Source organism: Micromonospora inaquosa, from assembly GCF_003857055.1.
GTDB lineage: Bacteria > Actinomycetota > Actinomycetes > Mycobacteriales > Micromonosporaceae > Micromonospora > Micromonospora inaquosa.
Map to the genome: position 1 here is coordinate 1 of NZ_QGSZ01000253.1, position 24,735 is coordinate 24,735.

The 24,735-nt window shown below is 71.9% G+C and carries 22 protein-coding genes and 1 riboswitch; of the genes, 12 read left to right on the top strand and 10 right to left on the bottom strand.

Annotation, left to right across the window (positions count from 1 at the left end):
- Positions 1-109: 109 nt before the first annotated feature.
- The gene (locus tag DLJ59_RS22465; RefSeq protein ID WP_124774589.1) at positions 110-1,015 is read right to left on the bottom strand and encodes a DUF72 domain-containing protein; all 906 of its coding nucleotides are present in this window, start codon (positions 1,013-1,015) and stop codon (positions 110-112) included.
- Positions 1,016-1,148: 133 nt separating this feature from the next.
- Between DLJ59_RS22465 and DLJ59_RS22470 the strand changes: the two genes are divergently transcribed.
- Positions 1,149-1,652: a DinB family protein gene (locus DLJ59_RS22470; protein ID WP_124774590.1), complete on the top strand. Its 504-nt coding sequence runs from the start codon at positions 1,149-1,151 to the stop codon at positions 1,650-1,652.
- Between the two features lie 49 nt (positions 1,653-1,701).
- On the opposite strand, the gene DLJ59_RS22475 is transcribed toward DLJ59_RS22470, so the two are convergent.
- Both DLJ59_RS22475 and DLJ59_RS22480 read right to left on the bottom strand, forming a co-directional pair.
- Positions 1,702-3,759 (bottom strand): amylo-alpha-1,6-glucosidase, encoded by a 2,058-nt coding sequence (locus DLJ59_RS22475; RefSeq protein ID WP_124774591.1) that lies wholly within the window; start codon positions 3,757-3,759, stop codon positions 1,702-1,704.
- Positions 3,756-4,181: an SCP2 sterol-binding domain-containing protein gene (locus DLJ59_RS22480; RefSeq protein ID WP_124774592.1), complete on the bottom strand. Its 426-nt coding sequence runs from the start codon at positions 4,179-4,181 to the stop codon at positions 3,756-3,758. The genes DLJ59_RS22475 and DLJ59_RS22480 overlap by 4 nt, the downstream gene beginning before the upstream one ends.
- Before the next feature lie 162 nt (positions 4,182-4,343).
- Between DLJ59_RS22480 and DLJ59_RS22485 the strand changes: the two genes are divergently transcribed.
- Positions 4,344-5,390, top strand: coding sequence for an NAD(P)-dependent alcohol dehydrogenase (locus DLJ59_RS22485; protein ID WP_124774593.1), 1,047 nt, complete (start codon positions 4,344-4,346; stop codon positions 5,388-5,390).
- Positions 5,391-5,399: 9 nt separating this feature from the next.
- Here DLJ59_RS22485 and DLJ59_RS22490 read toward each other — a convergent pair whose 3' ends face one another.
- Complete coding sequence (locus DLJ59_RS22490; RefSeq protein ID WP_124774594.1) at positions 5,400-5,909, bottom strand: mycothiol transferase; 510 nt, start codon at positions 5,907-5,909, stop codon at positions 5,400-5,402.
- Positions 5,910-5,988: 79 nt separating this feature from the next.
- Between DLJ59_RS22490 and DLJ59_RS22495 the strand changes: the two genes are divergently transcribed.
- Positions 5,989-6,504, top strand: a complete 516-nt coding sequence (locus DLJ59_RS22495; RefSeq protein WP_124774595.1) for a 2'-5' RNA ligase family protein — start codon at positions 5,989-5,991, stop codon at positions 6,502-6,504.
- Positions 6,505-6,712: 208 nt separating this feature from the next.
- A complete protein-coding gene (locus DLJ59_RS22500) occupies positions 6,713-6,898 on the top strand; it encodes a hypothetical protein (protein WP_091401337.1) in 186 nt (61 codons plus the stop codon).
- Between the two features lie 15 nt (positions 6,899-6,913).
- Here DLJ59_RS22500 and corA read toward each other — a convergent pair whose 3' ends face one another.
- Positions 6,914-8,041, bottom strand: coding sequence for a magnesium/cobalt transporter CorA (gene corA, locus DLJ59_RS22505; RefSeq protein WP_124774596.1), 1,128 nt, complete (start codon positions 8,039-8,041; stop codon positions 6,914-6,916).
- Between the two features lie 166 nt (positions 8,042-8,207).
- Here corA and DLJ59_RS22510 point away from each other — a divergent pair, with 166 nt between their 5' ends.
- The 5 genes from DLJ59_RS22510 to DLJ59_RS22525 all read left to right on the top strand — a co-directional run bounded on the left by DLJ59_RS22510 (position 8,208) and on the right by DLJ59_RS22525 (position 13,075).
- On the top strand, positions 8,208-10,148 hold the full coding sequence (locus DLJ59_RS22510) for an amino acid transporter (protein ID WP_124774597.1): 1,941 nt from the start codon (positions 8,208-8,210) through the stop codon (positions 10,146-10,148).
- Positions 10,149-10,234: 86 nt separating this feature from the next.
- Positions 10,235-10,346, top strand: a riboswitch (SAM riboswitch).
- 32 nt (positions 10,347-10,378) lie between these two features.
- Positions 10,379-10,519 (top strand): hypothetical protein, encoded by a 141-nt coding sequence (locus tag DLJ59_RS36650; RefSeq protein WP_167493883.1) that lies wholly within the window; start codon positions 10,379-10,381, stop codon positions 10,517-10,519.
- 100 nt (positions 10,520-10,619) lie between these two features.
- Positions 10,620-11,522: an ABC transporter substrate-binding protein gene (locus DLJ59_RS22515; RefSeq protein ID WP_124774598.1), complete on the top strand. Its 903-nt coding sequence runs from the start codon at positions 10,620-10,622 to the stop codon at positions 11,520-11,522.
- A 39-nt stretch (positions 11,523-11,561) separates the two neighbouring features.
- The gene (locus tag DLJ59_RS22520; RefSeq protein ID WP_124774599.1) at positions 11,562-12,335 is read left to right on the top strand and encodes an amino acid ABC transporter permease; all 774 of its coding nucleotides are present in this window, start codon (positions 11,562-11,564) and stop codon (positions 12,333-12,335) included.
- The gene (locus tag DLJ59_RS22525) at positions 12,332-13,075 is read left to right on the top strand and encodes an amino acid ABC transporter ATP-binding protein (RefSeq protein WP_124774600.1); all 744 of its coding nucleotides are present in this window, start codon (positions 12,332-12,334) and stop codon (positions 13,073-13,075) included. The genes DLJ59_RS22520 and DLJ59_RS22525 overlap by 4 nt, the downstream gene beginning before the upstream one ends.
- A 28-nt stretch (positions 13,076-13,103) precedes the next feature.
- Here DLJ59_RS22525 and DLJ59_RS22530 read toward each other — a convergent pair whose 3' ends face one another.
- Together DLJ59_RS22530 and DLJ59_RS22535 are read right to left on the bottom strand one after the other, a co-directional pair.
- Positions 13,104-14,678, bottom strand: a complete 1,575-nt coding sequence (locus DLJ59_RS22530) for a Na+/H+ antiporter (protein WP_124774601.1) — start codon at positions 14,676-14,678, stop codon at positions 13,104-13,106.
- Positions 14,679-14,790: 112 nt separating this feature from the next.
- Positions 14,791-18,150 carry an ATP-binding protein gene (locus DLJ59_RS22535; protein ID WP_124774602.1) on the bottom strand — a complete coding sequence of 1,120 codons (3,360 nt, stop codon included), beginning with the start codon at positions 18,148-18,150 and terminating at the stop codon, positions 14,791-14,793.
- Positions 18,151-18,288: 138 nt separating this feature from the next.
- On the opposite strand from DLJ59_RS22535, the gene DLJ59_RS22540 reads away from it, so the two are divergent.
- From DLJ59_RS22540 to DLJ59_RS22550, 3 genes are all read left to right on the top strand, one after another.
- Positions 18,289-19,167: an alpha/beta fold hydrolase gene (locus tag DLJ59_RS22540; protein ID WP_124774603.1), complete on the top strand. Its 879-nt coding sequence runs from the start codon at positions 18,289-18,291 to the stop codon at positions 19,165-19,167.
- Positions 19,168-19,535: 368 nt separating this feature from the next.
- Entirely contained in the window at positions 19,536-19,982 is a 447-nt protein-coding gene (locus DLJ59_RS22545; protein WP_124774604.1) for a hypothetical protein, read from the top strand.
- Positions 19,979-20,377, top strand: a complete 399-nt coding sequence (locus tag DLJ59_RS22550) for a hypothetical protein (RefSeq protein ID WP_124774605.1) — start codon at positions 19,979-19,981, stop codon at positions 20,375-20,377. The genes DLJ59_RS22545 and DLJ59_RS22550 overlap by 4 nt, the downstream gene beginning before the upstream one ends.
- 68 nt (positions 20,378-20,445) lie before the next feature.
- Here the strand turns inward: DLJ59_RS22550 and DLJ59_RS22555 are convergent, their stop codons facing one another.
- The 3 genes from DLJ59_RS22555 to DLJ59_RS22565 form a co-directional block, all read right to left on the bottom strand.
- Positions 20,446-22,614: a hypothetical protein gene (locus DLJ59_RS22555; RefSeq protein WP_124774606.1), complete on the bottom strand. Its 2,169-nt coding sequence runs from the start codon at positions 22,612-22,614 to the stop codon at positions 20,446-20,448.
- Between the two features lie 8 nt (positions 22,615-22,622).
- On the bottom strand, positions 22,623-23,825 hold the full coding sequence (locus DLJ59_RS22560; RefSeq protein ID WP_158630892.1) for a low temperature requirement protein A: 1,203 nt from the start codon (positions 23,823-23,825) through the stop codon (positions 22,623-22,625).
- Positions 23,826-23,960: 135 nt separating this feature from the next.
- A complete protein-coding gene (locus DLJ59_RS22565; protein WP_124774608.1) occupies positions 23,961-24,728 on the bottom strand; it encodes a TetR/AcrR family transcriptional regulator in 768 nt (255 codons plus the stop codon).
- Between the last annotated feature and the right edge of the window lie 7 nt (positions 24,729-24,735).

Here is a 24,735-nt window from a genome sequence, read left to right on the forward strand (position 1 = left end):
GACCTTCCCCGAGGACGCGGACATCGGCGAGTCGACCCAGGACGCACTACGCAGCCGGGGCCGCCGGTCCTGAGCGGACCCGTTCCCGGCCGGGTGGCACGTGCGCCGATCAACCGGTCGTCGGCACGGCGTGATCGGCGACCATCGTCTCGGCGAGCAGTTGCGCCAGCCGGGTGGCGTCGCGCTGGGCCTGCCCGGCGCAGCAGTTGTTGAACAGCACGTGCAGCTCGTCCGGGAGAGCGGCGAACTCGGCCAGCCGTCCCGCCCAGTGCCGCAGCTCGTCCTCGGCGTACGCGTAGCGGAACTTCTCCTGCTTGTCGCCCTCGCCCCAGGCGTCGCTGTGACCGTGGAACCGGACGATCACCGGCTCCGCCGTCATGGTCAGGATCGGGGGCACCGACGACGGGTGCCCCTGTGGCATGTCGACGCAGACCAGGGACAGGTCGTGGGCGCGGAGCAGGTCCAGGGTGTCCGCCGCGGCGTCGTCGTCCAACCAGGAGCCGTGCCGCAGCTCCACACCGACCCGCCACGGCCGACAGCGCTGCGCGAGTTCGACGATCCGACGTTCGGCCGCCGGGCTGCGCACCAGCCATGGGGGAAACTGCAACATCACCACACCGAGCTTGCCGGCCGCCGCGATCGGGGCCAGGGCCGCGCGGAACCGCGCCCACAGCTCGTCGTACGTCCGCTCGGGCAGGTCACGGCGGCGGATCCGGCTGGGGCCGGCGGCCGGACGCAGGTCCCGGGGCAGCACCGCGACCGGGGTCGGGTGACCGGTGAAGACGCTGAACGCCTTGACGTCGAAGGTGAAGTCGTCCGGCGTGGCGTCCACCCAGCTCTGGGTCGTCTCCGGCACCGGGATGGCGTAGTAGGACGTGTCCACCTCGACCAGCGGGAACTGGCTGGCATAGAAGCCCAGCCGGCGGGCCGGCGTGCTGGCCGAGCGTGGGTACCACCCGGAGCGCAGCAGGGACTGGTCCGCCCAGGACGACGTGCCCACCCTAATCACAGCCATGTCATTCAGTTGACCGCCATCGGCGCGGATCGGCAACCGCTGGCCGGCCTTTCGTCGAGCCGGTGTCGGGCCCGGAAAGTGTCGGTGCCTCGCCCTACGGTGGCACCGGCTGAATCGACGAAGGGTGGCAGACATGACCAGCACTGAGCAGCTCACCGGTGAGCGCACCGACCTCCTGCAAACGCTCCGCAGGCACCGCGGTTTCCTCTTGCAGACCGTCGACGGGCTCACCGACGAGCAGGCGGCCAGCCGCCCCACCGTCAGCGGCCTCTGCCTCGGCGGCCTCATCAAGCACGTCGCCGGCACCGAGCACCGGTGGATGCTCTTCGCGGTGGGTGGCGCGGAGGAGATGGGCCGCGAGGCGATCGACTGGGTCGGTCAGTTCCAGATGGCGCCGGGCGAGACCCTCGCCGGGCTGGTCGAGCGCTTCCAGGAGGTCGCCGCGCAGACCGACGAGTTGATCGCCACCCTCGACCTGGACGCGGCGCACCCGCTGCCGCAGGCCCCCTGGTTCGAGCCGGGGGCGAACTGGACGGTCCGCCGGGTGCTGCTGCACCTCATCGCCGAGACGTCCCAGCACGCCGGGCACGCCGACATCCTGCGCGAGTCGATCGACGGCGCCAAGACGATGGGCTGACGCCGGCGCCCACCGGCGCCGGCGGCGGGCTCGGCGCTGGCCTGCGGGCTCAGTGCAGGCGCTGCCGGCGTTCGGTGGTCCGGTCTCTCGCGTAGGCGTCGGAGTGACCCCAACGGCCCGGGATGTCCAGCAGTTCCAGCCGACCGAACCCCTCCGGCACCGCCGGGTTCACCAGCAGGTTGTCGCCGGTGGGTCGCAGGCCCAGGATCGTGCCGAGCAGCATCAGCAGGGCCCCCGACGACCACGCCTGCGGGCGGCAACTCGTCGCCAGTTGGACGGGGTAGGTCGTCAGGCTGCGCTCGTAGCCGGCGATCACCTCCGGCACCTCGCCGCCGAGCGTCAGAGCCATGTCGAAGATGCCGCCGGCGACCCGGGCCGCCTGCGCGTCGAGGCCGTAGCGACGCAACCCGGCGACGATCAGCGCGTTGTCCGACGGCCACACCGCGCCCAGGTGCGTGCCCACCGGGTTGTACGGGCGCTGCTCCTTGGCCAGCGTGCGTACCCCCCAACCGCTGAACAGTCGCGGCCCGACCAGGTGCTCGGCGACCGCTTCGGCACGGTCGTCCTCGACGATGCCGCTCCAGAGCAGATGCCCGATGTTGGAGGACAGCGCATCGACCGGCTCTCCGTACGGGTCGAGCGCCAACGCGTAGTACCCCCGGTGCGGCAGCCAGAAGTCCCGGTTGAAGCGCTCCTTGAGCGCTGCCGCCTCCCGTTCCAACCGGTCGGCGTACGCGGGGTCGCCCCAGAACTCGCGGGCCAGCCGGGCGCCCCGGCGCTTCGCGTCGTACGCGTAACCCTGCAACTCGCAGGTGGCGCGGGGAAAGGCGGGTTGCCGACCGCGGGCGTCGACGATGGCGTCCGGGGAGTTCTTCCAGCTCTGGTTGACAGCGCCGTAGCGCTCGTTGCGGCGCTGGTAGCGCAGGTAGCCGTCCCCGGTCAGGTCGCCGTACTCGTCGATCCAGTCCAGCGCCATCCGGGCCGGGTGGCGCAGCTCGCGGACCAGGTCCGCGTCACCGGACCAGCGCTCGTACTCGTCGAGCAGGACGACGAAGAGCGGGGTGGTGTCGGCCGCGCCGTAGTACAACGAGCTCGCCCGTTCGCCGAACGCCCCCGTCTCGCCGTACCGCAGGTGGGCCAGGATCTTGCCGGGCTCCTCTTCCAGCCAGTCGTCGAGCTGACCGCCCTGCATGAGCGCCAGCATCCGCAGCGTCGACGGGGCCAGTTCGGGAGTGAACGCCATCGTCTGAAGGCAGGTGATGATGCTGTCCCGTCCGAACAGGCCCATCGCCCACGGCAGACCACCGATCGGCACCCGCTCGCGGTACGCGAGTGGCTGGTAGCGCAGTGCCGCCAGGTCGGCGAGGCTGCCCTGGTAGAGCTCTTCCAGGCCGGCGCGTTCGGCCACCAGCTGCGGCGCACGCTCCAGCCACTGCGTCAGGTCCTCGCTCATCCCCGTCCGCAGGGCCTGCTGGTGCGGCTGCAGGTCGGCGCGAAGGTCCCGACCCTCCTCGCCGCCCATGGTCACCGTGACGTGCAGGTCGGTCTCCCACGTCCCCTCGGGTGGGATCCGGATCCGGAAGGTCATCCCCTGCTCGTCCACATCGGCGGGGACAGTGCTGCACACTGTGGTCTCCCGGATGAACCGGTCCCGCTGGTAGCGCAGCACGAGCTGCTGACGCGCCGGGTCGGCGGCGACCTCGACGGCCCGCTGCCGCGCCTGCCCGACCTCGACGATGTCGGTGAAGTCGCTGGCCATCTCCAGCCGGACGGTGTACTCGGCGGGCTGCGACGAGTGGTTGAGCACTGTGATGTTCTCGTGGAAACAGTCGTGGACCGAACGGTGCCTGATGATCGACACGTCGGCGTCGATGTAGTGGCTCGCCATGCCCGGAACCAGGAAGAACCGGGTCTCGAAGTAGGTGAGGTCGTCCCGGGACAGGGCGTTGGTCCGTTCACCGTCGATCCGCAGCACCCAGTGGGACAGGAACCGGGTGTCGTACGCGAACAGTCCGACCGGGAGCTGTGGGTCGGGCTCGATGTCGCCCTGGGCGTCGCTGATGGCGAAGATGTTGCCCGCAATGACGTGCACCAGTTCCTGCTTCACGGCCGACCACCCCGAGCGGTCGTCGCGGCCCGACCGGCAGGCACGGCCCGGCCGGCAAGCGCGGCGCGGCCCAGCTCGCGCGGGTGACGGGCGCCCTCCGGCCCGGAGAAGATCCGCCGCAGCAACATCAGCAGTTGCATGTTGCCCTGCACTGTCACCTCGTTGCGCAGCAGACCCGCTCCCGGGTGCAGCTCGCCGCGAACCATCCGGTCGAAGACCGCCCGGTCGGCACGCACCACCAGCTCGGCGTCCTCGGCCGAGCGGGTCACCCGCACGTGTTGGTCGGCGATGGTCAGGTACCAGTGGTCGGTGCTGCCGTCGTCACGGACATCCAACCGCAGCGTCCCCGCGGTGGTCTCCGGCAGGTCGGGGCGCCGACCGGTGTCCAGCTGTCGCAGGTACTGCTCCGCCGTCGCACCCATCAGATCCCCTCCCCACGGTTCCCCGCAGGATCACCCGCGCCCGGGTGAGGCCGGTTCACCCGGAACGGGTGAGGGTGCCCGGGGTCGCGCCGCGGCGGCCCGTTTGCCGGGCGACGAGGCGGGCAGACCAGTGGTTCAGCCGAGACAGACGGGAGCACTGGCATGCGCGCACTGCGGTTGCGGGAGTGGAAGTCGGAACCGGCGTTGGTCGAGGTCCCCGACCCGACGCCCGGGCCGGGCCAGGTGGTGGTCCGGATCGGCGGTGCCGGCGCCTGCCACTCCGACCTTCACCTGATGGACGAGTTCGAGCCGGGCACGATGCCCTGGAACCCGCCGTTCACCCTCGGTCACGAGAACGCCGGCTGGGTACACGCCCTCGGCGACGGGGTGACCGGGTTGTCCGTCGGGCAACCGGTCGCGGTGTTCGGGGCATGGGGTTGTGGCACCTGCGCCCGCTGTCGGCTCGGGATCGACCCGTACTGCGAGAACCCGTCCGCTGCGCCGGTGCCGAGCGGAGGCGGTGGGCTCGGACTGGACGGCGGAATGGCCGAGTTCGAACTGGTCCCGGACGCGCGGCACGTCGTACCTCTGCCGGAGGGCCTGGATCCGGCGCAAGCCGCACCGCTGACCGACGCGGGACTCACCCCGTACCACGCCGTCCGGCGCTCCTGGCCGAAGCTGCCACCGGGCAGCACGGCCGTGGTGATCGGGGTCGGCGGGCTGGGGCACGTGGGGGTGCAGATCCTCAAGGCCACCACCGCCGCGCGGGTGATCGCCGTGGACACCCGGGCCGAGGCGCTGCGGCTGGCCGAGGAGTGCGGCGCCGACCGCACGGTGACCTCCGGACCGACCGCCGCCGAGGAGATCCGGGACGCCACCGGAGGGCGGGGCGCCGACGTGGTTCTGGACTTCGTCGGCGCGGACAGCACCCTGGCGCTCGGCGTGGCGGCGGCCCGCACCGTGGGCGACCTGACCATCGTGGGGATCGGCGGCGGCACCGTGGGGGTGTCGTTCTTCTCCGTGCCGTACGAGGTGAGTATCGCCACCACCTACTGGGGCAGCCGACCCGAGCTGGTGGAGGTGCTCGACCTGGGTGCCCGGGGCCTGGTCCGGCCGAGCATCACCACCTTCGCCCTGGACGACGCCCTGGACGCGTACCGCCAGATGCGCGACGGGACCCTGGAGGGCCGGGCGGTGATCGTGCCGTGAGCCCGACCGTCAGCCGGCCTCGATCAGGCCACGCAGGTAGGCGGCCTGGCCGACGTGTTGCAGGTCGTCCTCCGCCACGCTGACCAACCGGACGCCGAGGGTGACCGGCGGATCCCACGCCTCGTCGACCACACGGTCCAGGTCCGCCGGCGCCAGCCCGGCCAGGAAGTCTCCGGTACGCGCGGCGACCGCCTCGTGGTAGTCGACGAGCGCCTGCGCGCTCTCCGGCCGCACCGTCGCGACCTGAACGGGCGAGTGCCCGTAGCCGGTGTTGTCGGGGTCGGCGTCGAGCCCGAACCGTCCCGCCCAGTCGCCGCTGACCCAGATCTGGTCGGCGTCGAGGACCTCGGCGACATGATGGTCCTGCACCCGGGTGAGGTGCCAGACCAGCCAACCGATCGAGTTGGCGCCGGGGGCGGGCTGGTGGCGCAGTTGCTCGGGGCTGAGGCCCTCGACCGCCGCGCGGACGAGGTCGGGCAGCCGGTCGTACGCCTCGGTCAGCAGGTCACTCACATTCACGTGCTGCGCCTTCCTGGTGGGTTTCGGATCAGGTACCGCCGGACGTGGACTGGCAAACCTCGGCCGCTACGGTGATCAAATGGTCGCCGCGCTGGAGTTGTACCTGGACCCGGACGCCACCCGACGGATCCGGGTGCTCTGGGACGCGCTGGAGGCCGAGGGCGTGCAGAGCATGCGCTCGCTGCTGGAGCAGCGCCACCGTCCGCACGTCTCGCTCATGGTGGCGCCCCGGTTCGACCCGGAGCAGGTCGCCGAGGCGTTACAGGGGACGGTGGTGGCCGCCCCGTTGCGGCTCGAATTCCAGCACGCCGGCCAGTTCGTCGGTCGGGTGCTCTGGCTCGGTCCGACGCCCACCCGGGAGTTGCTGGCGCACCACCGGCTGGTGCACGATCGGCTCGCCGCCGCCGGCATCCCCCTCGCCGAGCACTACCAGCCGGGGCGCTGGGTGCCGCACTGCACGCTCTCCATGCGGGTGCCGAACACGCTGATGGCGGCCGCGGTGCGCCGCTGCCTGGAGGTGTTGCCGCTGGCCGCGACCGTGGTCGGCGCGGCGCTCACCGACCATGCGCGCGGCATCGCCCACCCGCTGCCTTGACCGTGACTCGACCGTCGCTGCGTAATGTCCGGTTTGGCGGGCGGCAGTCGGAAACCCGAAAACAAGCGGTGCGGAAGCGGCCGGGCGTGGGAAGGTTCGAGTGGCTGTCGTACCGGTGGTGGGCTGCTCACGGGCGGTCCCACCCGGCCGGTGGCGCGAATTCACCCCGCGCCGCCCACGGCGGCTTCGACGAGGAGAGGCAGGGCCCATGCAGGCTCAGCGCAGGCCACCGCGCACGGAGCGGAGCCAGACCCGGGACGACCGGACCGGCGGCGGAATGACCGGGGCGGCCACCCCCCTGACGATCTGGGCGGCCGCCGTACTGCTCGGCCGGATCGGTGCCGGCGACGACGACGTCGAGGACGAACGGCACATCCTGCGCGGCATCGAGTGAGTCGCGGCCACGGGCTCAGAGCCAGCCGCGCCGCTTGAAGATCACGTAGAGGGTGCCGCAGACCAACAGCATCAACAGCAGCGCGAAGAGGTAACCGAAGCGCCAGTTCAGCTCCGGCATGTGGACGAAGTTCATGCCGTACACGGTGCCGATGAGGGTGGGAGCGAAGAGGATCGCCGCCCAGGAGGACACCTTCTTCAGCTCCTCGTTCTGGCTGTAGCTGGCCGCTGTGAGACTGCGCATCTCCTCGTTCTGCTGCTGCGAGACGAGGGTCGCGTTGACGGTGAGGATGTTCTGCAGCAGGTGCCGGAAACCGTCCACCCGCTCCACCACCTGGGTCAGGTGGTCGGTCACGTCGCGCAGGTAGCGGCGCAGCTCCTCGTCGGTGCTGGCGCTGCCGGCGCCGACGGCCAGCGCGTCGAGCACGCTGAGCAGGGGGCGGGCGGCCCGCTGGAACTGGATGACCTCGCGGCTGAGGCCGTAGATGCGGCGGCTGGCGTTCGGGTCGCCACCGAACACCTGGGTCTCGATCTCGTCGATGTCGTTCTCCAGCCCGGCCACCACCGGCGCGTACCCGTCGACGACCTGGTCCAGGATCGCGTACAGGACCGCCTCCGGGCCCCGGGCGAGCATCTGCGCCTCGGTCTCCATCCGCCGCCGCACCGCGGCCAGGTCCGGTGCCTCACCGTGGCGGACGGTGACCACGAAGCCCGGCCCGATGAACAGGTGCAGCTCCGAGAACTCGACCTCCTCCCGCAGGTCGTCGTAGCGGGCGGCGCGCAGCACCACGAACAGCGTGTGGCCGTAGCGCTCCAGTTTGGGCCGCTGGTGGGCGTTGATCGCGTCCTCGACCGCCAGATCGTGCAGCCGGAACTCACGGGCCAGTGAGGTGATCTGCTCGATGTCGGGCCGGTACAACCCGATCCAGGCCATCGCGTCATCCTGCTCCTGCAGGCAGCGGTACGTCTCGGCGAGGCCGGACGGCGATGCGAACCGGTGCCCCCGGAGGTAGACCGCGCTGTCCACCAGGCCGTGGGAGGCTGCGGGCGACTCCGTGGGCGGCGCCACGCCGACCCTCGTCTCGTACTCGTCGAGTTGACGGCCGAAGCCACCACCCGGGCGGAAGCGACGGCCGCCGACCATGCCCTGTCCCCTCCCCCGTCCGGTCCGGACCGGGACGCTGCATCCCCGGTGCCCTGGGCCCGAAACCCGCCGGGGTGGCGGCTGGGTTCCGCGCACCGGCGGACGGGGGCGGCCCGACGGGCGGATACTCACGGTGACCGTGAGCGGGACGACGGGGGACGCGCCGGTGACGTTCGACAGACGCGCCGGCTGGTTGCGGGGGTGGCTGCTCGACGCCGGCTCGGACCAGGCCGTGCAGCACCCGGGACCGCACGGACGTCCGCCGGAGCACCGGCACCACCCGTGGTGGAAGGTGATGTGCCTGACCGGTGTGGACTACTTCTCCACGCTGGGCTACCAGCCGGGCATCGCGGCGCTGGCCGCCGGGGCGCTCTCCCCGGTGGCGACGCTGGTGCTGGTGCTGGTGACCCTGCTGGGCGCACTGCCGGTCTACCGGCGGGTGGCGGTGGAGAGCCCGCACGGTGAGGGTTCCATCGCGATGCTGGTCCGCCTGCTGAGTTACTGGCCGGGCAAGCTGCTGGTGCTGGTGCTGCTTGGTTTCGCGGCCACCGACTTCATCATCACCATCACCCTCTCGGCCGCCGACGCGACGGCGCACATCGACGAGAACCCCTTCTGGCCGAGTGCGCTCAAGGGGCACGAGGTGCTGCTCACGCTGCTGCTCCTGGCGCTGCTGGGCGCGGTGTTCCTCAAGGGATTCAACGAGGCCATCGGAATCGCCGTCGTCCTGGTCGCGGCGTACCTGACGCTGAACGCCGTGGTGGTGGCCGACGCGCTGTGGCGGGTGGTGACGCACCCGAGCGCGGTCGACGACTGGACCTCCGCGCTGACCACCGGGCACGGCGACCCGTTGATGGTGGTCGGGCTGTCGCTGCTGGTCTTTCCGAAGCTGGCGTTGGGCCTGTCCGGCTTCGAGACCGGGGTGGCCGTCATGCCGAGCGTACGGGGTGACCCGCAGGACTCGGAGGCACGACCGTTGGGCCGGATCCGTGGCGCACGCCGGCTGCTCACCACCGCAGCGGTGATCATGAGCGCCTTTCTGATCACCAGCAGCGTGACGACGACCGTGCTGATCCCGCCGGACGCCTTCCAGCCGGGCGGGCCGGCGAACGGCCGGGCGCTGGCCTATCTGGCGCACGCCCACCTCGGCGAGGTGTTCGGCACCATCTACGACCTGTCCACCATCGGGATCCTCTGGTTCGCCGGGGCGTCGGCGATGGCTGGTCTGCTCAACCTCGTGCCGCGCTACCTCCCCCGCTACGGCATGGCGCCGACCTGGGCGCGAGCCGTCCGGCCGCTGGTGCTGGTCTTCACCTCGGTGGCGTTCCTGATCACGATCGTCTTCGAGGCCAGCGTGGACGCGCAGGGCGGCGCTTACGCCACCGGGGTGCTGGTGTTGATCACCTCGGCCGCGACGGCGGTGACGCTCGCGGCGCTGCGGCAGCGTCAGCGCGGTCGCACCATCGCGTTCGGCATCATCGCGGTGATCTTCGTTTACACGACGCTGGCGAACGTGGTGGAACGCCCCAGTGGCGTCAAGATCGCGGCTTGTTTCATCGGCGGGATCATCCTGGTGTCGGTGTTGTCCCGGCTGATGCGGGCCTACGAGCTGCGCGTCGATCACGTCGAGCTGGATTCGGCAGCGGCCCGGATCATCGACGAACGCGCCGGCCGAAGGATCCGCCTCATCGCACACGAACCCGACCGGCGCGACGCGGCGGAGTACCGCGCCAAGCTCGCCCAGACCATGGCGGACAACGACTTCCCCGACGACAGCGACGTGATCTTCGTGGAGGTCGAGGTCACCGACCCGTCCGACTTCGAGACCGAGGTGCTGGTCCGCGGCAGCGTCGTCGACGACCGCTTCCCGGTGCTCAGCCTGGCCAGTTCGTCGGTGCCCACCGCGCTGGCCGCCCTGCTGCTGGAGATCCGCGACCGCAGCCGTCGGCGACCCCACATCTACTTCGAGTGGTCCGAGGGAGGCCCGGTTCGCAACTTCCTGCGCTACCTGGCGTTCGGGCAGGGCGCGATCGCCTCGGTGACCCGGGAGATCCTGCGCCGCCAGGAACCCGACCCACACCGTCGACCGCACGTGCACGCCGGCTGACCTGGGCGCGGACGGACCGTCGCGCACGGTGAGCGTGGTCATACCGACTGGACGGCGCACCCGTTGGTGCTGCTAGCCTCGGCGCAGGTCATGAGCGCCAGCGCGAAGCCCCGGCTCGCTGGCCGGCAACCCTCCTCCGCGGTGGGGTGCCCCGGGTGAAGACCAGGCACCGGCACGACGTCGGTGCAAGCGTGGCCTGGCACCCAGGTCAGCACAGACCCGGGAGAACCATGCGCATCCTCAGCACCACACCACCGACCGACGTCGCGGACTTCCGCACCGGTCGACCCTCGCCCGCACTGACCCGGCGACGGCACGTGGACACGATGCGAATGTGCAGCGCCGCCTGTCGTCGCGGCACCGCGCTCTAGCACCACCTTCCCGAAACCCCTTTCCACCGGTACGCCCATCGGGCGCGCCGTCGGTGACGCACACCCGCGCCCGCCGAGACACCACCCTTCGGAGACACCAGTGCGATTCCTTCCTGCCCTGACCCGCGCCGCCGCCCTGGGTGCGGCGACGATCCTGGCCGCCACCGCCCTCACCGCCTGCGGCGACGACAGCTCGTCCGACGCCAACCCGTACGGCCTGGCCCAGCCGGGAGTGCTGCGCGCCGGCACGCTGACCGACGCCCCGCCGAACGTCTACCTCGAGGACGGCAGGTTCACCGGCTTCGACAACGACCTGCTGACCGCCGTGGCCGGGAAGCTCGCACTCAAGGTCGAGTTCGTCGGCACCGACTTCTCCGCGCTGCTCAGCCAGGTCAACAACCGCAAGTTCGATGTCGGCAGCTCCTCGATCACCATCACCGAGGCACGCAAGAAGACCGTCGACTTCGGCAACGGCTACGACTTCGGCTACTTCGGCCTGGACGTCCCGGCCGGTTCGCCGATCACCAGCTTCGACCAGCTCGCCGGCAAGCGGGTCGTGGTGGTGCAGGGCACCGTCCAGGACGACTACGCCACCGGCAAGCAGCTCAACCCGGTGCGGGTGCCGGACTACAACGGCGCGATCAACCAGCTCAAGGCGGGCACCGCCGACGCGTGGATCGCCCCGGCGGAGATCGGCGAGAAGTCGGCCGCCGACAGCAAGGGCAAGATCACCGTCGCGGCCAAGCAGCTCAGCCCGGCACCGACCGCGTACGCCGTGGCCAAGGGCAACGACAAGCTGCGCGAGGCGCTGAACAAGAGCCTCGACGAGGTCATCGCCGATGGCACCTGGACCCGGTTGCAGGCGCAGTACTACCCGGGGCGGCCGATCCCGGCGGACTTCACGGCGGGCAGCGGCGCGGTGAAGGTTTCGGCCGCGTCGGCCACGCCGACAGGGCCGGCTACGCCGGTGGCACCGTCGGCGTCCGCGTCGGCCGCGTCCTGAGCCGGTGACGAGCGAGCGGGGCGATAGGAGAGGCGACCAATGGATCCGTTGAGCACCCTGTGGGAAACCTTCTTCGACTGGGACGCGATGCGCGAGGCGCTGCCCGAGATGCTGACCGTCGGGTTGCCCAACACGCTGATCCTGGCGGTCTCCGCCGCCCTGCTCGGCTCGGTGCTGGGCCTGTTGCTTGCCGTCGCGGGCATCTCCCGCAGCCGCTGGTTGCGTTGGACGGCGCGGGTCTACACCGACGTGTTCCGGGGGCTGCCGGCCGCCGCGACGATCCTGCTGATCGGCGTCGGGCTGGCCCCGCTGGGCATGCAGGTCTGGGGGCCGGACCCCTACCCGTTGGGCATCCTGGCGCTGTCGCTCATCGCTGCCGCGTACATCGGGGAGATCTTCCGCTCCGGCATCCAGTCGGTGGAGGCCGCCCAGTTGGAGGGCGCCCGGGCGCTCGGCTTCTCCTGGGCCGACGCGATGCGGCTGGTGATCATCCCGCAGGGCATCCGACGGGTGCTGCCGGCCTGGGTGAACCAGCTCATCGCGCTGATCAAGGACTCCAGCCTGGTCTACTTCCTCGGCCTGGTGGCCAGCCAGCGGGAGCTGTTCCGGATCGGGCAGGACTATGCGGCCACCACCGGCAACGAGTCGGCGCTACTGCTGGCCGGGCTCTGCTACCTGGCGTTGACAGTTCCGCTGACGCACGTCGTCAACTGGATCGACAGGCGACTGCGCAACGGTCGGCCGGCCACCGGGTCGACCGAGGACGACGACGACACCGCGTCGTACGCCGCGACGGAAGGAGACCGGCGATGACCGCCGCCACCACGACCTCGGTCAGCCTCGACGTCCGCGACGTGCACCTCGCCTTCGGACCGAACCGGGTGCTGCGCGGCGTCGACCTCTCGGTGCCGCGCGGCGCGACGGCCTGCGTCATCGGCCCGTCCGGGTCGGGCAAGTCCACCCTGCTGCGCACCATCAACCGGCTGATCGAACCGGACCGGGGCGACGTGCTGCTGGACGGGCGCAGCGTGCTGGGCGACGACCCGGACGCGCTGCGGCAGCGGGTGGGCATGGTGTTCCAGCAGTTCAACCTCTTCCCGCACATGAGCGTGCTGCGCAACGTCACGCTGGCGCTGCGCCGGCTGGGCAAGCTCGGCGCGGACGAGGCGGACGCGGTCGCCCGCGCCCAGTTGGAGCTGGTCGGGCTGGCCGGCAAGGCGAATTCCCGACCGTCGCAGCTCTCCGGTGGTCAGCAGCAGCGGGTGGCGATCGCCCGTGCGCTGGCGCTGCGGCCCGAGGTGATGCTCTTCGACGAGGCGACCTCGGCGCTCGACCCGGAGCTGGTCAAGGGCGTCCTCGGGGTGATGGCCGACCTGTCCGCCGCCGGGATGACCATGGTGGTGGTGACCCACGAGATGGGCTTCGCCCGGCAGGTCGCCGACACCGTCGCCTTCATGGACCGGGGTGTGGTGCTGGAGGCCGGCCCACCCGAGGCCGTCTTCGAGCGGGCCGGGCATCCGCGGCTGCGCCGGTTCCTCGACCAGGTGCTCTGAGCCGCGCCGCTCGGACCGCCGTCGACGGTCACTCGTTGGGCCCGCGCCCCAGCAGCCGGATCTCCTCGTTGTCCAGCGCGGACTGGAGCTCCTGCAACACCAGGTCGTCGATCTCCCGGTTGTCGCGCAGTCGGGTGACCTCCCGCCTCTTGTGGGCGAGGACGCCGAGGCGCAGTTGTCGTTCCAGTCGGCGCTCCTCGGCGGTCTTCCCACCGCCCTCGTTGAGGTCCTCCAGGTGCCGCTGGTACTCGGCCTCCAGCCGACGCACCGAATCGTCGTGGGCACCGACCTCGGCGGCGACCTGGGGAAGAGCGGCCAGGCCAACCTCGGTGGCTCGCCGCCGGGCGTGCTGGGCCTCGTCGACGCGTCCCGGGTCGCCGCTCAGCCCGGCCCAGCGCACCACCAACGGCAGGGTGGTGCCCTGCAGGAGCATGATCAGCACGATCACCAGCGCGGTGACGAAGATGATCAGATCGCGTTCGACCACCGGTCGACCGCCGACCGTCACCGTCGGGACGGCCAGGGCCGCGGCCAGCGACACCGCACCCCGGAAACCGGACCAGCCCGCGACGGTCCCCACCCGCCAGCTCGACGGCCCCTGGCTCGGGTCCATGATGCGGCGCCGCCGCAGCCTCGCGACCTGCGCGGTCAGGTAGACGAAGAGCAGCCGCGTGCCGATCACGACCAGGGTCACCACCACCACGATCAGCAGAGCCCGCCCGGTCGAGGTACTGCTGATATTCCGGACCGCGCGGGGAATCTGCGTGCCGAGCAGGACGAACAATCCACCGTTGATCAGGAATGTGGACAGGTCCCAGAACGCGAACGCCAGCACCCGGGACCGGGCGCGGATCACCCGTGGGCCGGCGTAGGACAGCACCAGGCCGGCGACCACCACCGCCAACACACCGCTCGCGTGCACCGAGTCAGCGAGCAGGAAGGCGCCGAACGGCGTCAGCACGCTGAGCGCGCCCTCGCGCAGCGGATCGTCGAGCCGCTTGCGGACCAGCACCACGGCGGCCCCCACCAGCAGACCGGCGAGCACACCGCCGGCGCTGGCACCGACGAACTCCTCGCCGACGCCGAGCACGCCCGGCTCGGCGCTCTGACTGAGCAGACCCACGGCCACCGCGAAGACCACCAGCGCGGTGCCGTCGTTGATCAAGCTTTCCGCGTGCAGGGTGGTGAGCAACTTCCGGGGCAGCCGCTTGGCCAGGCCGGTGACCGCGGCGGCGTCGGTCGGCGCGAGGACCGCGCCGAGCACCCAGGCGGCGGCGGGGTTCACCCCGAACGCCTGCGCGGCGAACGACACCGTGACCATGGTGAGCACCACCAGCACCACGGCGAGCATCCCGATCACCGGCAGGTTGGCTCGGATCTCGCGCAGGCTGATGGTGAGACTCTCCCGGTACAGGATCGCCGGCAGGAAGATCAGCAGGACCAGATCCGGTTCCAGGGTGACCTCGGACAGCGGCGGCGTGAGCCCGAGCAGCACGCCCAACGCGATGAGCAGGACCGGCGGGGCCACCCGGTATCGACCGCCAACGGTGGTGCCGACGAGGACGGTGACGCCGAGCACCACGATCAGGACGAGCGCCTCCACGCCTACCCCCTCGGACCATGGCCGACGGCGGACGCGTCGGTGGCTCCATCTGACCGCACCGGCCGGTGGGTTCCGGCGGAAACCGGCAAGTTGTCGTGGTCGCGGGTGCGGGTCAGGCCGAGGCGCGGGCGCGGGCGGTCACCGCACGGGCCGTACGACGGTGTTCGGCCGCCTCCTCGTCCCGGCCGAGCGCGGCGGCCAGGTCGGCGAGGTGCCCGGCCACCGGGCCGACGGTGAGCACCCCGCTGCCCGCGGCCAACTCCTCGGCGGCCGGCAGCAGTTCGGCGTGGACCCGGGTCATCGTGGCCCGGTCGCCGAGCACGAGCGCCGCCCGACCGACGAGGCAGAGCCGTACCTCGCGCAGCAGATCGTGCGGTCCCTCGGGAAGGGCCCGCAGGGCGGCTGCGGCGGCGTCCCGTTCGCCGTCGGCGAGCAGCAGCAACGGCCGGACCCACGGCTCGTGCGGACCCCAGTCCAGGCCCGCCCAGTCGTCCGCGCCGGTGACCAGCCCGTCGACGCCGCCGGGCCCGGTGGTCGGCCGGTCGACGCCGACGGTGTCCGCCAGCCGCAGGCCGAGCAGGGCCAGGGGGAGCAGCCCGTCGGTCAGCCCCGGCATGCCACCGGCGCTGACGCGATCGGCAGCCGAGGCGTACGCCCGTGCCGCCGCGTCCGAGTCGCCGTCGAGGGCCAGCCGCATCGCGGCGTACCACCGGGTGAAGACGCCGACCAACGGCAACTCGTACCGTTCGGCGAGGCGGTCGGCGGCGCGCGCGTGTGCGTCGGCGCCGGGCCGGTCGGCCAGCGCGCAGCAGGCCTGGACCAGGACGAGGTGACCGAGCACCTCGAAGGTCACCAGGTGGTGCCGGACGGCCAGGTCGACCAGTTCGACGCCGATCCGGGCCCGCTCGTCGGCCAGGCCGACGCGGTGGAAGGCGTGCATGAAACGGGCGTTGAGCGCGAAGGCCACCAGCCCGGGATCGCCGACGCTGCGGGCGATCGTCTCGGCCTCGTCGGCGGCATCGCGGCCACGATCGGTGGTGGTGCCACGCAACTCCAGCGCGAGGGTGCTCAGCAGTCGGCTGCGCTGCGCCGAGCGGGTCGGGCCGAGCGCGGCCAGGGCGTGTTCGGCGGCTCGGACGATGTGCCCGGAGAGCAGGTCGTCGTCGTTGCGCGTCCAACTGGCCGGCACGTCGAAGCCGGCCAGCGCCTCCTGGATCAGCAGGGGGTCGCCGGTGGACTCGGCGGCGGTGATCGCCTCGGCGCGCCGTCGCCGTGCCTCGGCCAACCGGCCCGTCACCGCCAGCGCCCGCCCCAGGCCGAGCAGCGCGGTCACCCGCCCACGCGGCTCGACCCCACCGGCTCGGTCGTACGCGTCAATCGCCTGACCCCACAGCCGGGCCGCCTCGTGGGGGTTGCCGCCCTGTTCGGCCCGCTCGGCCGCCACCCGGGCGTACCTCGACGCCTCGGCGGCCGCGACCTGCCCACCGGCGCGCAGCAGGTGGTACGCGAGCGCCGCCGGCTCGACGGGTTCCCGCTGTCGCAGCACCTCGGCGACGGCCGCGTGCCAGGAGGAACGGCGCGACGCGGACAGGTCGGCGTAGAGCGTGTCGCGGACCAGGATGTGGGTGAAGCGCAGCCGCCCGTCGGGCTCCCGCTCGCTGAGGAATCCGGCCGCCAGGGCACGGTCCACGGCGTCCAGCGCCGCCGTCGAATCACCGGCCAACACGCCCAGCACGTCCGGGTCGAGGTCTCGGCCGAGCACTGCGGCCTGTCGCAGCACGGTACGGGTCGAGGCGGGTAGCTGCGCCAACCGGTGCCGGATCACGTCGCGTACCCCGGGCGGCACGGCGGCCAGCCCCGACTCCCCCTCGGTCGCGTACAGCTGGGCCAGTTCGCGGACGAAGAACGGGTTACCGCCGCTGCGTCGATGGATGGACCGGGCGGTGCTCGGGTCCAGTTCCGCCCCGACGATGACGCCGGCCAGTTCACCGGTCGCCGACGCGGGCAGGCCGGCAAGGTACTCCCGGACCGGCTCCAGCCCGGCGGCGCGGGCCAGGGTGGCGGTCAGCTCCGGGCTGATCTCGGTGGCCCGGTAGGTGCCGAGGATCAGCACCGGCCCGCTGGCCGGTTGCGGGCCGGTGAGCAGTGCGGTCAACAGGTCCAGGGTGTCACCGTCGGCTCGGTGCAGGTCGTCGAGGACCAGGAGGACCGGCCCCCGGTCGGCGACCGCGGAGAGCAGCGACGCCACCGCACGGTGCCGACGAAATCGCACCGTGGCGGGGTCGGCCGACCGTTCCGCCGAGCCGTCAGCCGGCCCCGCTGCGTCGACGGAGGCAGCCGGATCGGCGGCGGCCACGGAGGCAGCCGGATCGGTGAGCGCGTCGGTGATCTGGGTCCAGGGCCACGCCGGCGGAGCGCCCTCGTACTCCGGGCTGCGTCCCCACGCCGTGGTCCAGCCCTCGGCGGCGAGCTGCCGGGTCAGGGCCTCCGCCAGCGCCGTCTTGCCGGCGCCCGGGTCGCCGCTGAGCAGGGCGAGCGTTGGCCGGCGACCACGGGACGCGGCCTCGGCGGCGTGCCGCAGCCGCTGAAGCTCCGCGTCGCGGCCGACGAACGGGCGCTGCCCCGTCTCGACGTGTCGAACGAGTTCCCCGGGGCCGGGGGTCTCGGCCCGGTCGAGGGGTGGGGTGAGGTGCGGGGCCTGGGCCAGGATGTCGGCTTCCACCTGTCGCAGCTCGGGCCCCGGGTCCACGCCCAGCTCGGTCACCAGGACGTGGCGGGCCTCCCGCAGCGCGGCCAGCGCGTCGCCCTGCCGGCCGGCGCGGTACCGGGCCACCGCGAGCAGTCGCCAGGCGTCTTCGCGCAGCGGATGGCTGGCCAGGTGTGCCGGCAGGTCCGAGGCGGCCTCGTCCGGTCGGCCCATCGCCAGGAGCGCCTCGGCCCGCCGCTCGACGGCGAGCATCCGCAGCTCGTTCAGTCGATTGATCTCCGCGACGGCCCAGGACTCGTTGGCGCAGTCGGCGTACGCGGGTCCGCGCCAGAGTTCGAGTGCCGCGTCCAGCGCGGCCAGGGCCGGCGCGGGACGTCCGGCCGCCAGCAGCCGGGCCGCCTCCCCGACGGCAACCTCGAACCGCCCGGCGTCCACCGCTTCCGGAGCGGCCCTCAACACGTACCCGGGCGGCTCGGTGACCAGGATCCGCGGCGGCTGCCGGGGTGGTCGATCGGGCTCGAGGGCCCGGCGCAGGTCGGCGACGAAGGTCCGGATCGCTCCCACCGCGCCGTCCGGTGCGACGTCCCACAGGTCGTCGACGAGACGCTCCACCGGCACCACCCGACCGTGGGCGATCAACAACCGGCCCAGCACCAGGCGCTGCCGGTGTCCCCGCAGGGGAACCGGGCCGCGCTCGGTCGCGGCGGTCACCGGCCCGAGCACGCCGAAGGTCACCGTGACGGGCGCCGTCAGCTGCCTGGTCATGGCACCACAGTAGGCGGGCTGCCCGGCCGGCACTGATCCGACGCTGACCGGCTGCTGATCACCGGCGGGCAGGCTCGATGAGGTACGACGGCGACCGGCCACCGCCCTCGCCGGCACTGCTCACCAGGAAGGTTCCCCGTGGACCCCAGGATCAACGGATTCGACTACCGACGCGTCACCGTCGCCGACGGGGTGACGCTCAACGCCGCCGTGGGCGGTTCCGGGCCGGCGATCGTGCTGTTGCACGGCTTTCCGCAGACCCACCTCATGTGGCGGCACGTCGCGGCCGACCTGGCCGCCGACCACACGGTCATCTGCCCCGACCTGCGCGGCTACGGCGACAGCGACAAGCCGCTCGACACCGACGGCACCGCGTACGCCAAGCGCACGATGGCCGCCGACATCGTGGCGCTGGCCGGCGCGCTCGGTCACGACCGGTTCGCGTTGGCCGGGCACGACCGGGGTGCCCTGGTCGCGTTCCGGGCCGGCCTCGATCATCCGGCGGCGATCAGTCAGCTGGCCCTGCTCGACGTGCTACCCACCCTGGACATGTGGGACGTGCTGCACGGCACCAGCGCCGCTGTCGCGTTCCACCTGTACCTGATGGCGCAGCCGCCCGGCCTGCCCGAAGAGCTGATCGCCGGCAGCCCGGACGCTTTCTTCGGTCACTTCCTGGACATCTGGACCCGTGACCCGGAGGCCCTGCCGGCGGACGTGCGGGTCGCGTACCTGCGCGCGTCCCGCGACGCGGTCCCCTCGATCGTCGCCGACTATCGGGCGTCGGCCGGGATTGACGTGGCGCACGACGTCGCCGACCGGGCGGCCGGCAACCAGCTGCGGATGCCGGTGACGGTGCTCCAGCAGGACTGGGGCGCGGCGCTGGGCTACGACGCGGCGGCGGTGTGGCGGGCCTGGGCGCCCGACCTGGACCACCAGACGGTCAGCTGTGGGCACTTCATGGCGGAGGAGGCCCCCGCCGAGGTGCTCCGCGCGGTGCGCGCCCTGCTCGCCCGTTGATCGATCGGCGACCCGGTCACACCACCGTCACCCTCAGCAAGATATCCGACACTGGTCGTCAGCGAGGTGGTGGAGTGACCGGGTCGCCGCACTTCCTGCGCCAGCACCGTCCAAACGCGCCTGACATGGGCTCTGAGCTGGGGTAACGCGACATTACACCAGGTGGACGACAGCCGGTCATAGGTGATACACAGGCAGATACCGGCAGCCAACGACGTCTAGTCGCTCCGTCTTCTCGCCCCACGACCGTCAGCAGGCGGCGCAGCAATGGGCCTTGCCGCACGGACCGCAGTTCGACAGCGCGACCCAGCCCAACGGCACTGGTCCGCCGGCCATGCCGGACGTCGGTTCTGGACCAAGGAGTTGCCGTGAGAACCCGTATCCGACCCAGCCACCGACCGTACGAGATCGCTGTCTTGGTCGCGGCAGCCCTCTCCGGCGTTCTGATCCTGACCCTCGACGTCCGTCCGACATCCGTTCACCTGTCCATGCCGCAACCCATCCTGATCGCCTGGGAGCTGGGTCAGATCGCGGTGGGCGTGGGTGGACTTCTGGGCATCCTGTGGCCCGGCCGGCTCTCCACCGGGCTCGGCCTCGAACTCGCGTCGGTGCTGGTGCTCGGCACGATCACCGGCATGTACGCGGTAGCCGTGTCGGTCGTGTCAGGACGGAATTCCATCGTCGCGATCTCGTTCATGATGGCGGTCACTGTCGGATCGTTCTGGCGGGCCGCGCAGATCGCCATCGACCTGCGTCGCCTGGCCCGCGTCTGCGAATCTGCGACCTACGAACAGTTGCGGACAGGTGTCACGTGATCACCGCACCCGCGCCGGCCGCACCGCACTGGGTACAGGTGGCGCTCAGCGTGCTCGGCATCCTCGGGGGAGGCACCGGCCTGGCCGCGATCGCCGCCGTGGTGGTGCAGCGGGGCAAGTTCAAGGCCGATGCCGCCGACACGCTCACCGAGGCCGCCCTCACCCTCGTGCAGCCGTTGCAGACCCGGATCACCCAGTTGGAGGTCGAGGCGCTCAGCGCCCGGTCCGAGCTGGGCACGCTCCGCGAGCAGGTCAACCAGTTGCAGTTCGTGGTCCGGGTGCTCACTCGCACGCTGGACCGCTGGCGTGCCGCCATCCGCGCCCCGGACGCCACGCTGCGGAAGGTCCGCGCGACGGTGGCGGAGTCCGACCGAATTCCCGAGATGGACCGTTGATCGGCGCCCCGACGCTGTCGCCCGGCAGACGGCGCCGCTCAGCATGACCAACGCGCGGCCGGCGCGGCTCAGACAGCACGACGGAGGCGTTCGGTGAGCTCGCGCACCGCCGCCCGGAATTCGGGGTCGTCCTCACCCGGATGATGCCCTCGTAACGGCGGCGCAGACCGCTTCCCCGCTGCCGGCAGCAGCTCCGGTGGGTCCCGCAGCCGCCGGTCGACCTGACCCGCCGGATCGTCCGGGTCCGGAGGCGGATCGCCGGGCCGGTGTGCGGCGAAGACCCAACCGCCGACCGGATCGGTGTCCCGCCAGAGGTTGAGCCACCGCCACTCGACCCGCTCCCCCAGCTCACGCAGCATCTCCTCGGTGAGGTAGGCCGGAAAGAGCCGGGCGTAGAGGCGGTCCAGCGGTGACCCGTAGGTGAGCAGGGCGACCCGTCGACATACCTGCGGGGGCAGTCGCAGCACCGCGAGAGCGAGCAGCGCGGACCCGTGGCTGTGCCCACAGAGCAACACCCCGGCGTGCCGCTCGGCCAGTTGACTGATCCGGCCGGCCAACTCCGGCACCGCGCGGTCGGCGTAACTCGGCGGTGCGAACGGGTGCGCGGCTTGGGGCCAGAAGGTGCCCAGGTCCCACAGGATGCCGACGTGCCGGCGAAACCACCCGGTCCGATAGGCGAACACGCCACCCGCCAACAGTGTGAGCAGCAACGCGGCGATGAGGTAGCTGGCCCCGTTGAGCCCCATCTCGACGGCTCCGGCCGGCAGCCCGAGGAACTGCCGCGCCAACACCTCCGGATCGCGGCCGGTAGCCCCCACCAGACTCGTTGTCAGCCCGATCACCGCGAGCGCCGCGTACGTGGCGGCCAGCAGGCCCAACCACTCGGTGAACCGGGCCCGGGCGATGGTCTTCGTCGTCAGGCGCAGCCGACCGACCGCCTCCGGCGGCACGACCGGAAAGTCGCGGGCGGTGATTGCCGCCGCCGCCCGCTGCCGGCGCCGCCGTGACGTGAGGGTCATCACGCCGCACAGCAGTGCCGTCGCGACGACGTGCAGGAAGAAGGCGAGCAGCGTCCAGCGATACGGTAACGGTGGCCCACCGTCACTGCGGTAGCCGCCGAGCAACTCCCCGGTCTGGTAGACCAGGCCGGCGGACAGGCCGCCGGCCAGGGCGACCGCGATGGTGGCGAGGACCGCAGCGCCCAGACCACCCGGCAGCGCGGACCGGCCGCCCACCCGACCGCGCTTCCAGAGCACCACCGCGCTGAGCAGCACCAGCAGGGCCATCTGGCCGAGCAGTGCCGCACCCGCGATCCCGCCGTAGCCGGGCAGCTCGGAAGTCGGCGACCAGCCACCCCGGTCGGTCGCCACGATGACGAGGGTCGCCACGCTCAGGCCGACCGCCACCACGCCCAGCGCGCGGGCGATCCAGGTGACCGCTCGCGTGATCCCCGCCCGGTCGATCAATCCCGGAACGGCGAGCAGACCGATGCAGGCCAGCAACACCGCCGCGTTGAGCACCAGCAACAGCGTCGTCCCGACCGTCGCGCCACCGGCGTGACGGGCCGTGAGCAGCACGAGATCGAGGACGGCGAGCGCGGCGGCGACATGGATCATGCGCAGCCGGCGCACCAACGGCTCCATGGCCCACGTCGCGTGGCCGGTCGGGCCGGACCGACGGGTGCCGAGTAGACGCAGGACCGCGATGGCGGCGATCGGCAGGAGCGCCAGCACGGCCAGTCGCTGCCCGACGTGCCAGCCGTCGAGCCCCGCCATCGTGTCGAAGGGCGCGCGGCAGCGGGCCGCGCCGAGACACCGCCAGGCGAGCAGGTCGAGGCCGACCCCGGCGATGGCCACCACGTACAGCACTGTGAGGTTGAGCGCGAGGAGCCGGCACAGCACGTTGACCCCGCCTGCGCGGTAGCGGCCCGTGGGGCGCATCCACACGGCCACGTTGCTGAACATGAATGGCAGCAGGAAGACCATGGCGAGGGTACGGCCGACGGTGCCCGAGGGCAGGTCGCCCCAGCGGTACGCCTCCAGCGTCACCCCGTCCGGTTCGGCGTCGTCCGACGGGGCGGGGCGGTGGAAGCCCCCGCTGTCGTCGCCGGCGACCTGCCGGACCTGCGCCCAGTCGAGGATGACCTTGGGGTCTGCCCCGGACACGCCGTGCACCCGCAACTCCACCACGTCGGATCGTCGCGGCTGGTCGCCGTGCTGTGGTCTTCCCTCAGACATCGGGGCAGCTATCCGTGTCGCCGCTGGTCTGGCGCGTCGCTGTCGCCGGACCGCCGGATGAACCGCCACAGTCCCGGCATCGCGTCGAAGAGGACGATCAGCAGCAGCACCCCGGCGACGACGGCACCGTTGACCAGTTGCGGGAGCTTCCCGGTGGCCAGCCCGCCCACGATGATGGCCGGCACACCGATCAGGCGCGCCCAGGGCCTGCTGCCGTCGACCACCGCCGCGAGCAGGATCCGGGCGATCAGGAACAACACGGGGCCGACGACGGCCAGCGTCAACTGTCCCATGCCGTGTCCGCCCGGAGCCGCGATCGTCATCTGCATGGCCACCGAGGTGGTCAGCACTCCGGCGATCATGACGAGGTGCAGGTAGCCCGCCAGCAGGGTCAACTTGCTGCCGGGTGGGCCCTCCGCCTCGATTCTGGCGCCGAGCCGCCCGCCGGCGGGCACCAGATAGAGCCGGGCCAGGGCCACCGCGGTCACGAACCCCAGTGCGAAGGCCACCGTGCTGTCCCGGCTCAAACCGGACTCGCTGTAGGTGATGCCGGCGACCAGGATCAGCTCACCCACCGCGATGATGAAGATCTGTTGGTACCGCTCGGACAGGTGTCTGCCGTTCACCTGGAGATCCGGCCAGGTGCTGCGTCCGAGCCCTGGGAACGGCCAGCGCAGCCGGGCCAGGGAGTACTCCAGCACGAGGGCCAGCGCCCAGAGCACCTCCCGGGCCGGGGCCACGGCCGCCCCGACCACCCAGAGCACGCCGGAGATCGCGAACCAGATCGCCACCCGCAGGCTCCGCACCAGTAGCGGGTGCCCCCGCAGGGCGGGGAGGAGGATCGCCGCCCGACCCAGGTGGATGGCCACGTAGACGGCGGCGAACACCATGGCGTGGTTCTCGAACACGGTGGGTACGGCCGCGGACATCAACAGGCCGCCGAACATCACCCAGAGCAGCAGGGCGACGACCAGCGGGGCTCGGGGGTCGAACCAGTCCGCCGACCAGGCGGTCACGAACCACACCCACCACAGCGCCGCCAACATCAGCAACACCTGGAAGCCGCCGTTGAGGCTGTGGTCGTCGAGCAGCGTCCGGGACAACCGGGTCAGCGCGAAGATGAACGCCAGGTCGAAGAAGAGCTCCAGGAACGACGTCCGGCCCGGGTTTTCACGCCGGAGCAGCAGCCGTCCCGGAAGCCTGCCCGCCATCCCCATCCTTCCCCGGCCGCAGCTGCTACCGCCGCCCCAGTCGTACCACCCGGACGACCGGGACCGGGCGGGTTCCGGCGAGCCCGACCGTCCAGGTCAGCGGCGAGTGGCGTTGACGTCCGGGTGGAACACCGGCTACCGGTTGGCCGCCCGCTCGGCGACCACCACGGAGATCCCGTCGAGGACGCGTTGCAGACCGAATTCGAACGCGTACTGCGGGCCGTACGCGGCCCCGTGCTGCTGGCCGGCCGCGGTGCCGACCCGGGAGGCGATCGGGTAGGCGCCGGCCGTCATGAACGTCTCCAGCCAGGGCGCGTGCGACTGCCACCACTGGCCGTCGGTCATGCCGGTCTCGCGCTCCAGGTCAACCACCTCGGAGGCGGCCCGCGCGGCGCTCTTCACGTGACCCAGCACGAGGGTGAGCACCGCGTCGATCTCGACGTCGGTGAGCCCGATGTCGACGATCGCGGCGAGCTCGTAGTCGTACTTGGCCACCAGGTGCGGGCCGAGCACCGGGCGGGTCGTCTCGGCCCGCAGCATCCAGGGGTGCCGCTGGTAGAGCGCCAGATTGTCGCGGGCGATCCGCTCCAGCCGGGTGCGCCAGTCGCCCTCGACGGCGGGGCGCGGCATCTCGCCGTACGCGGTGTCGATCATGACGGCGACGAGTTCGGCCTTGCCCGGCACGTAGGTGTAGACCGACATCGTGCCAACCCCCAGCGCCTCGGCGACCCGACGCATGGTCAGCGCGTCGAGGCCTTCGGCGTCGGCGATGTCGATCGCGGCCCGGACGATCCGGTCGACGCTGAGCGCCGGACCGGCGCTGCGGCTGGTCGGCTCCCGGGTGCGCCAGAGAAGGGCCAGACTGCGGGCCGGGTCCGCGGTGGCCTTGCGCTCACTCGCCATGGTCCGA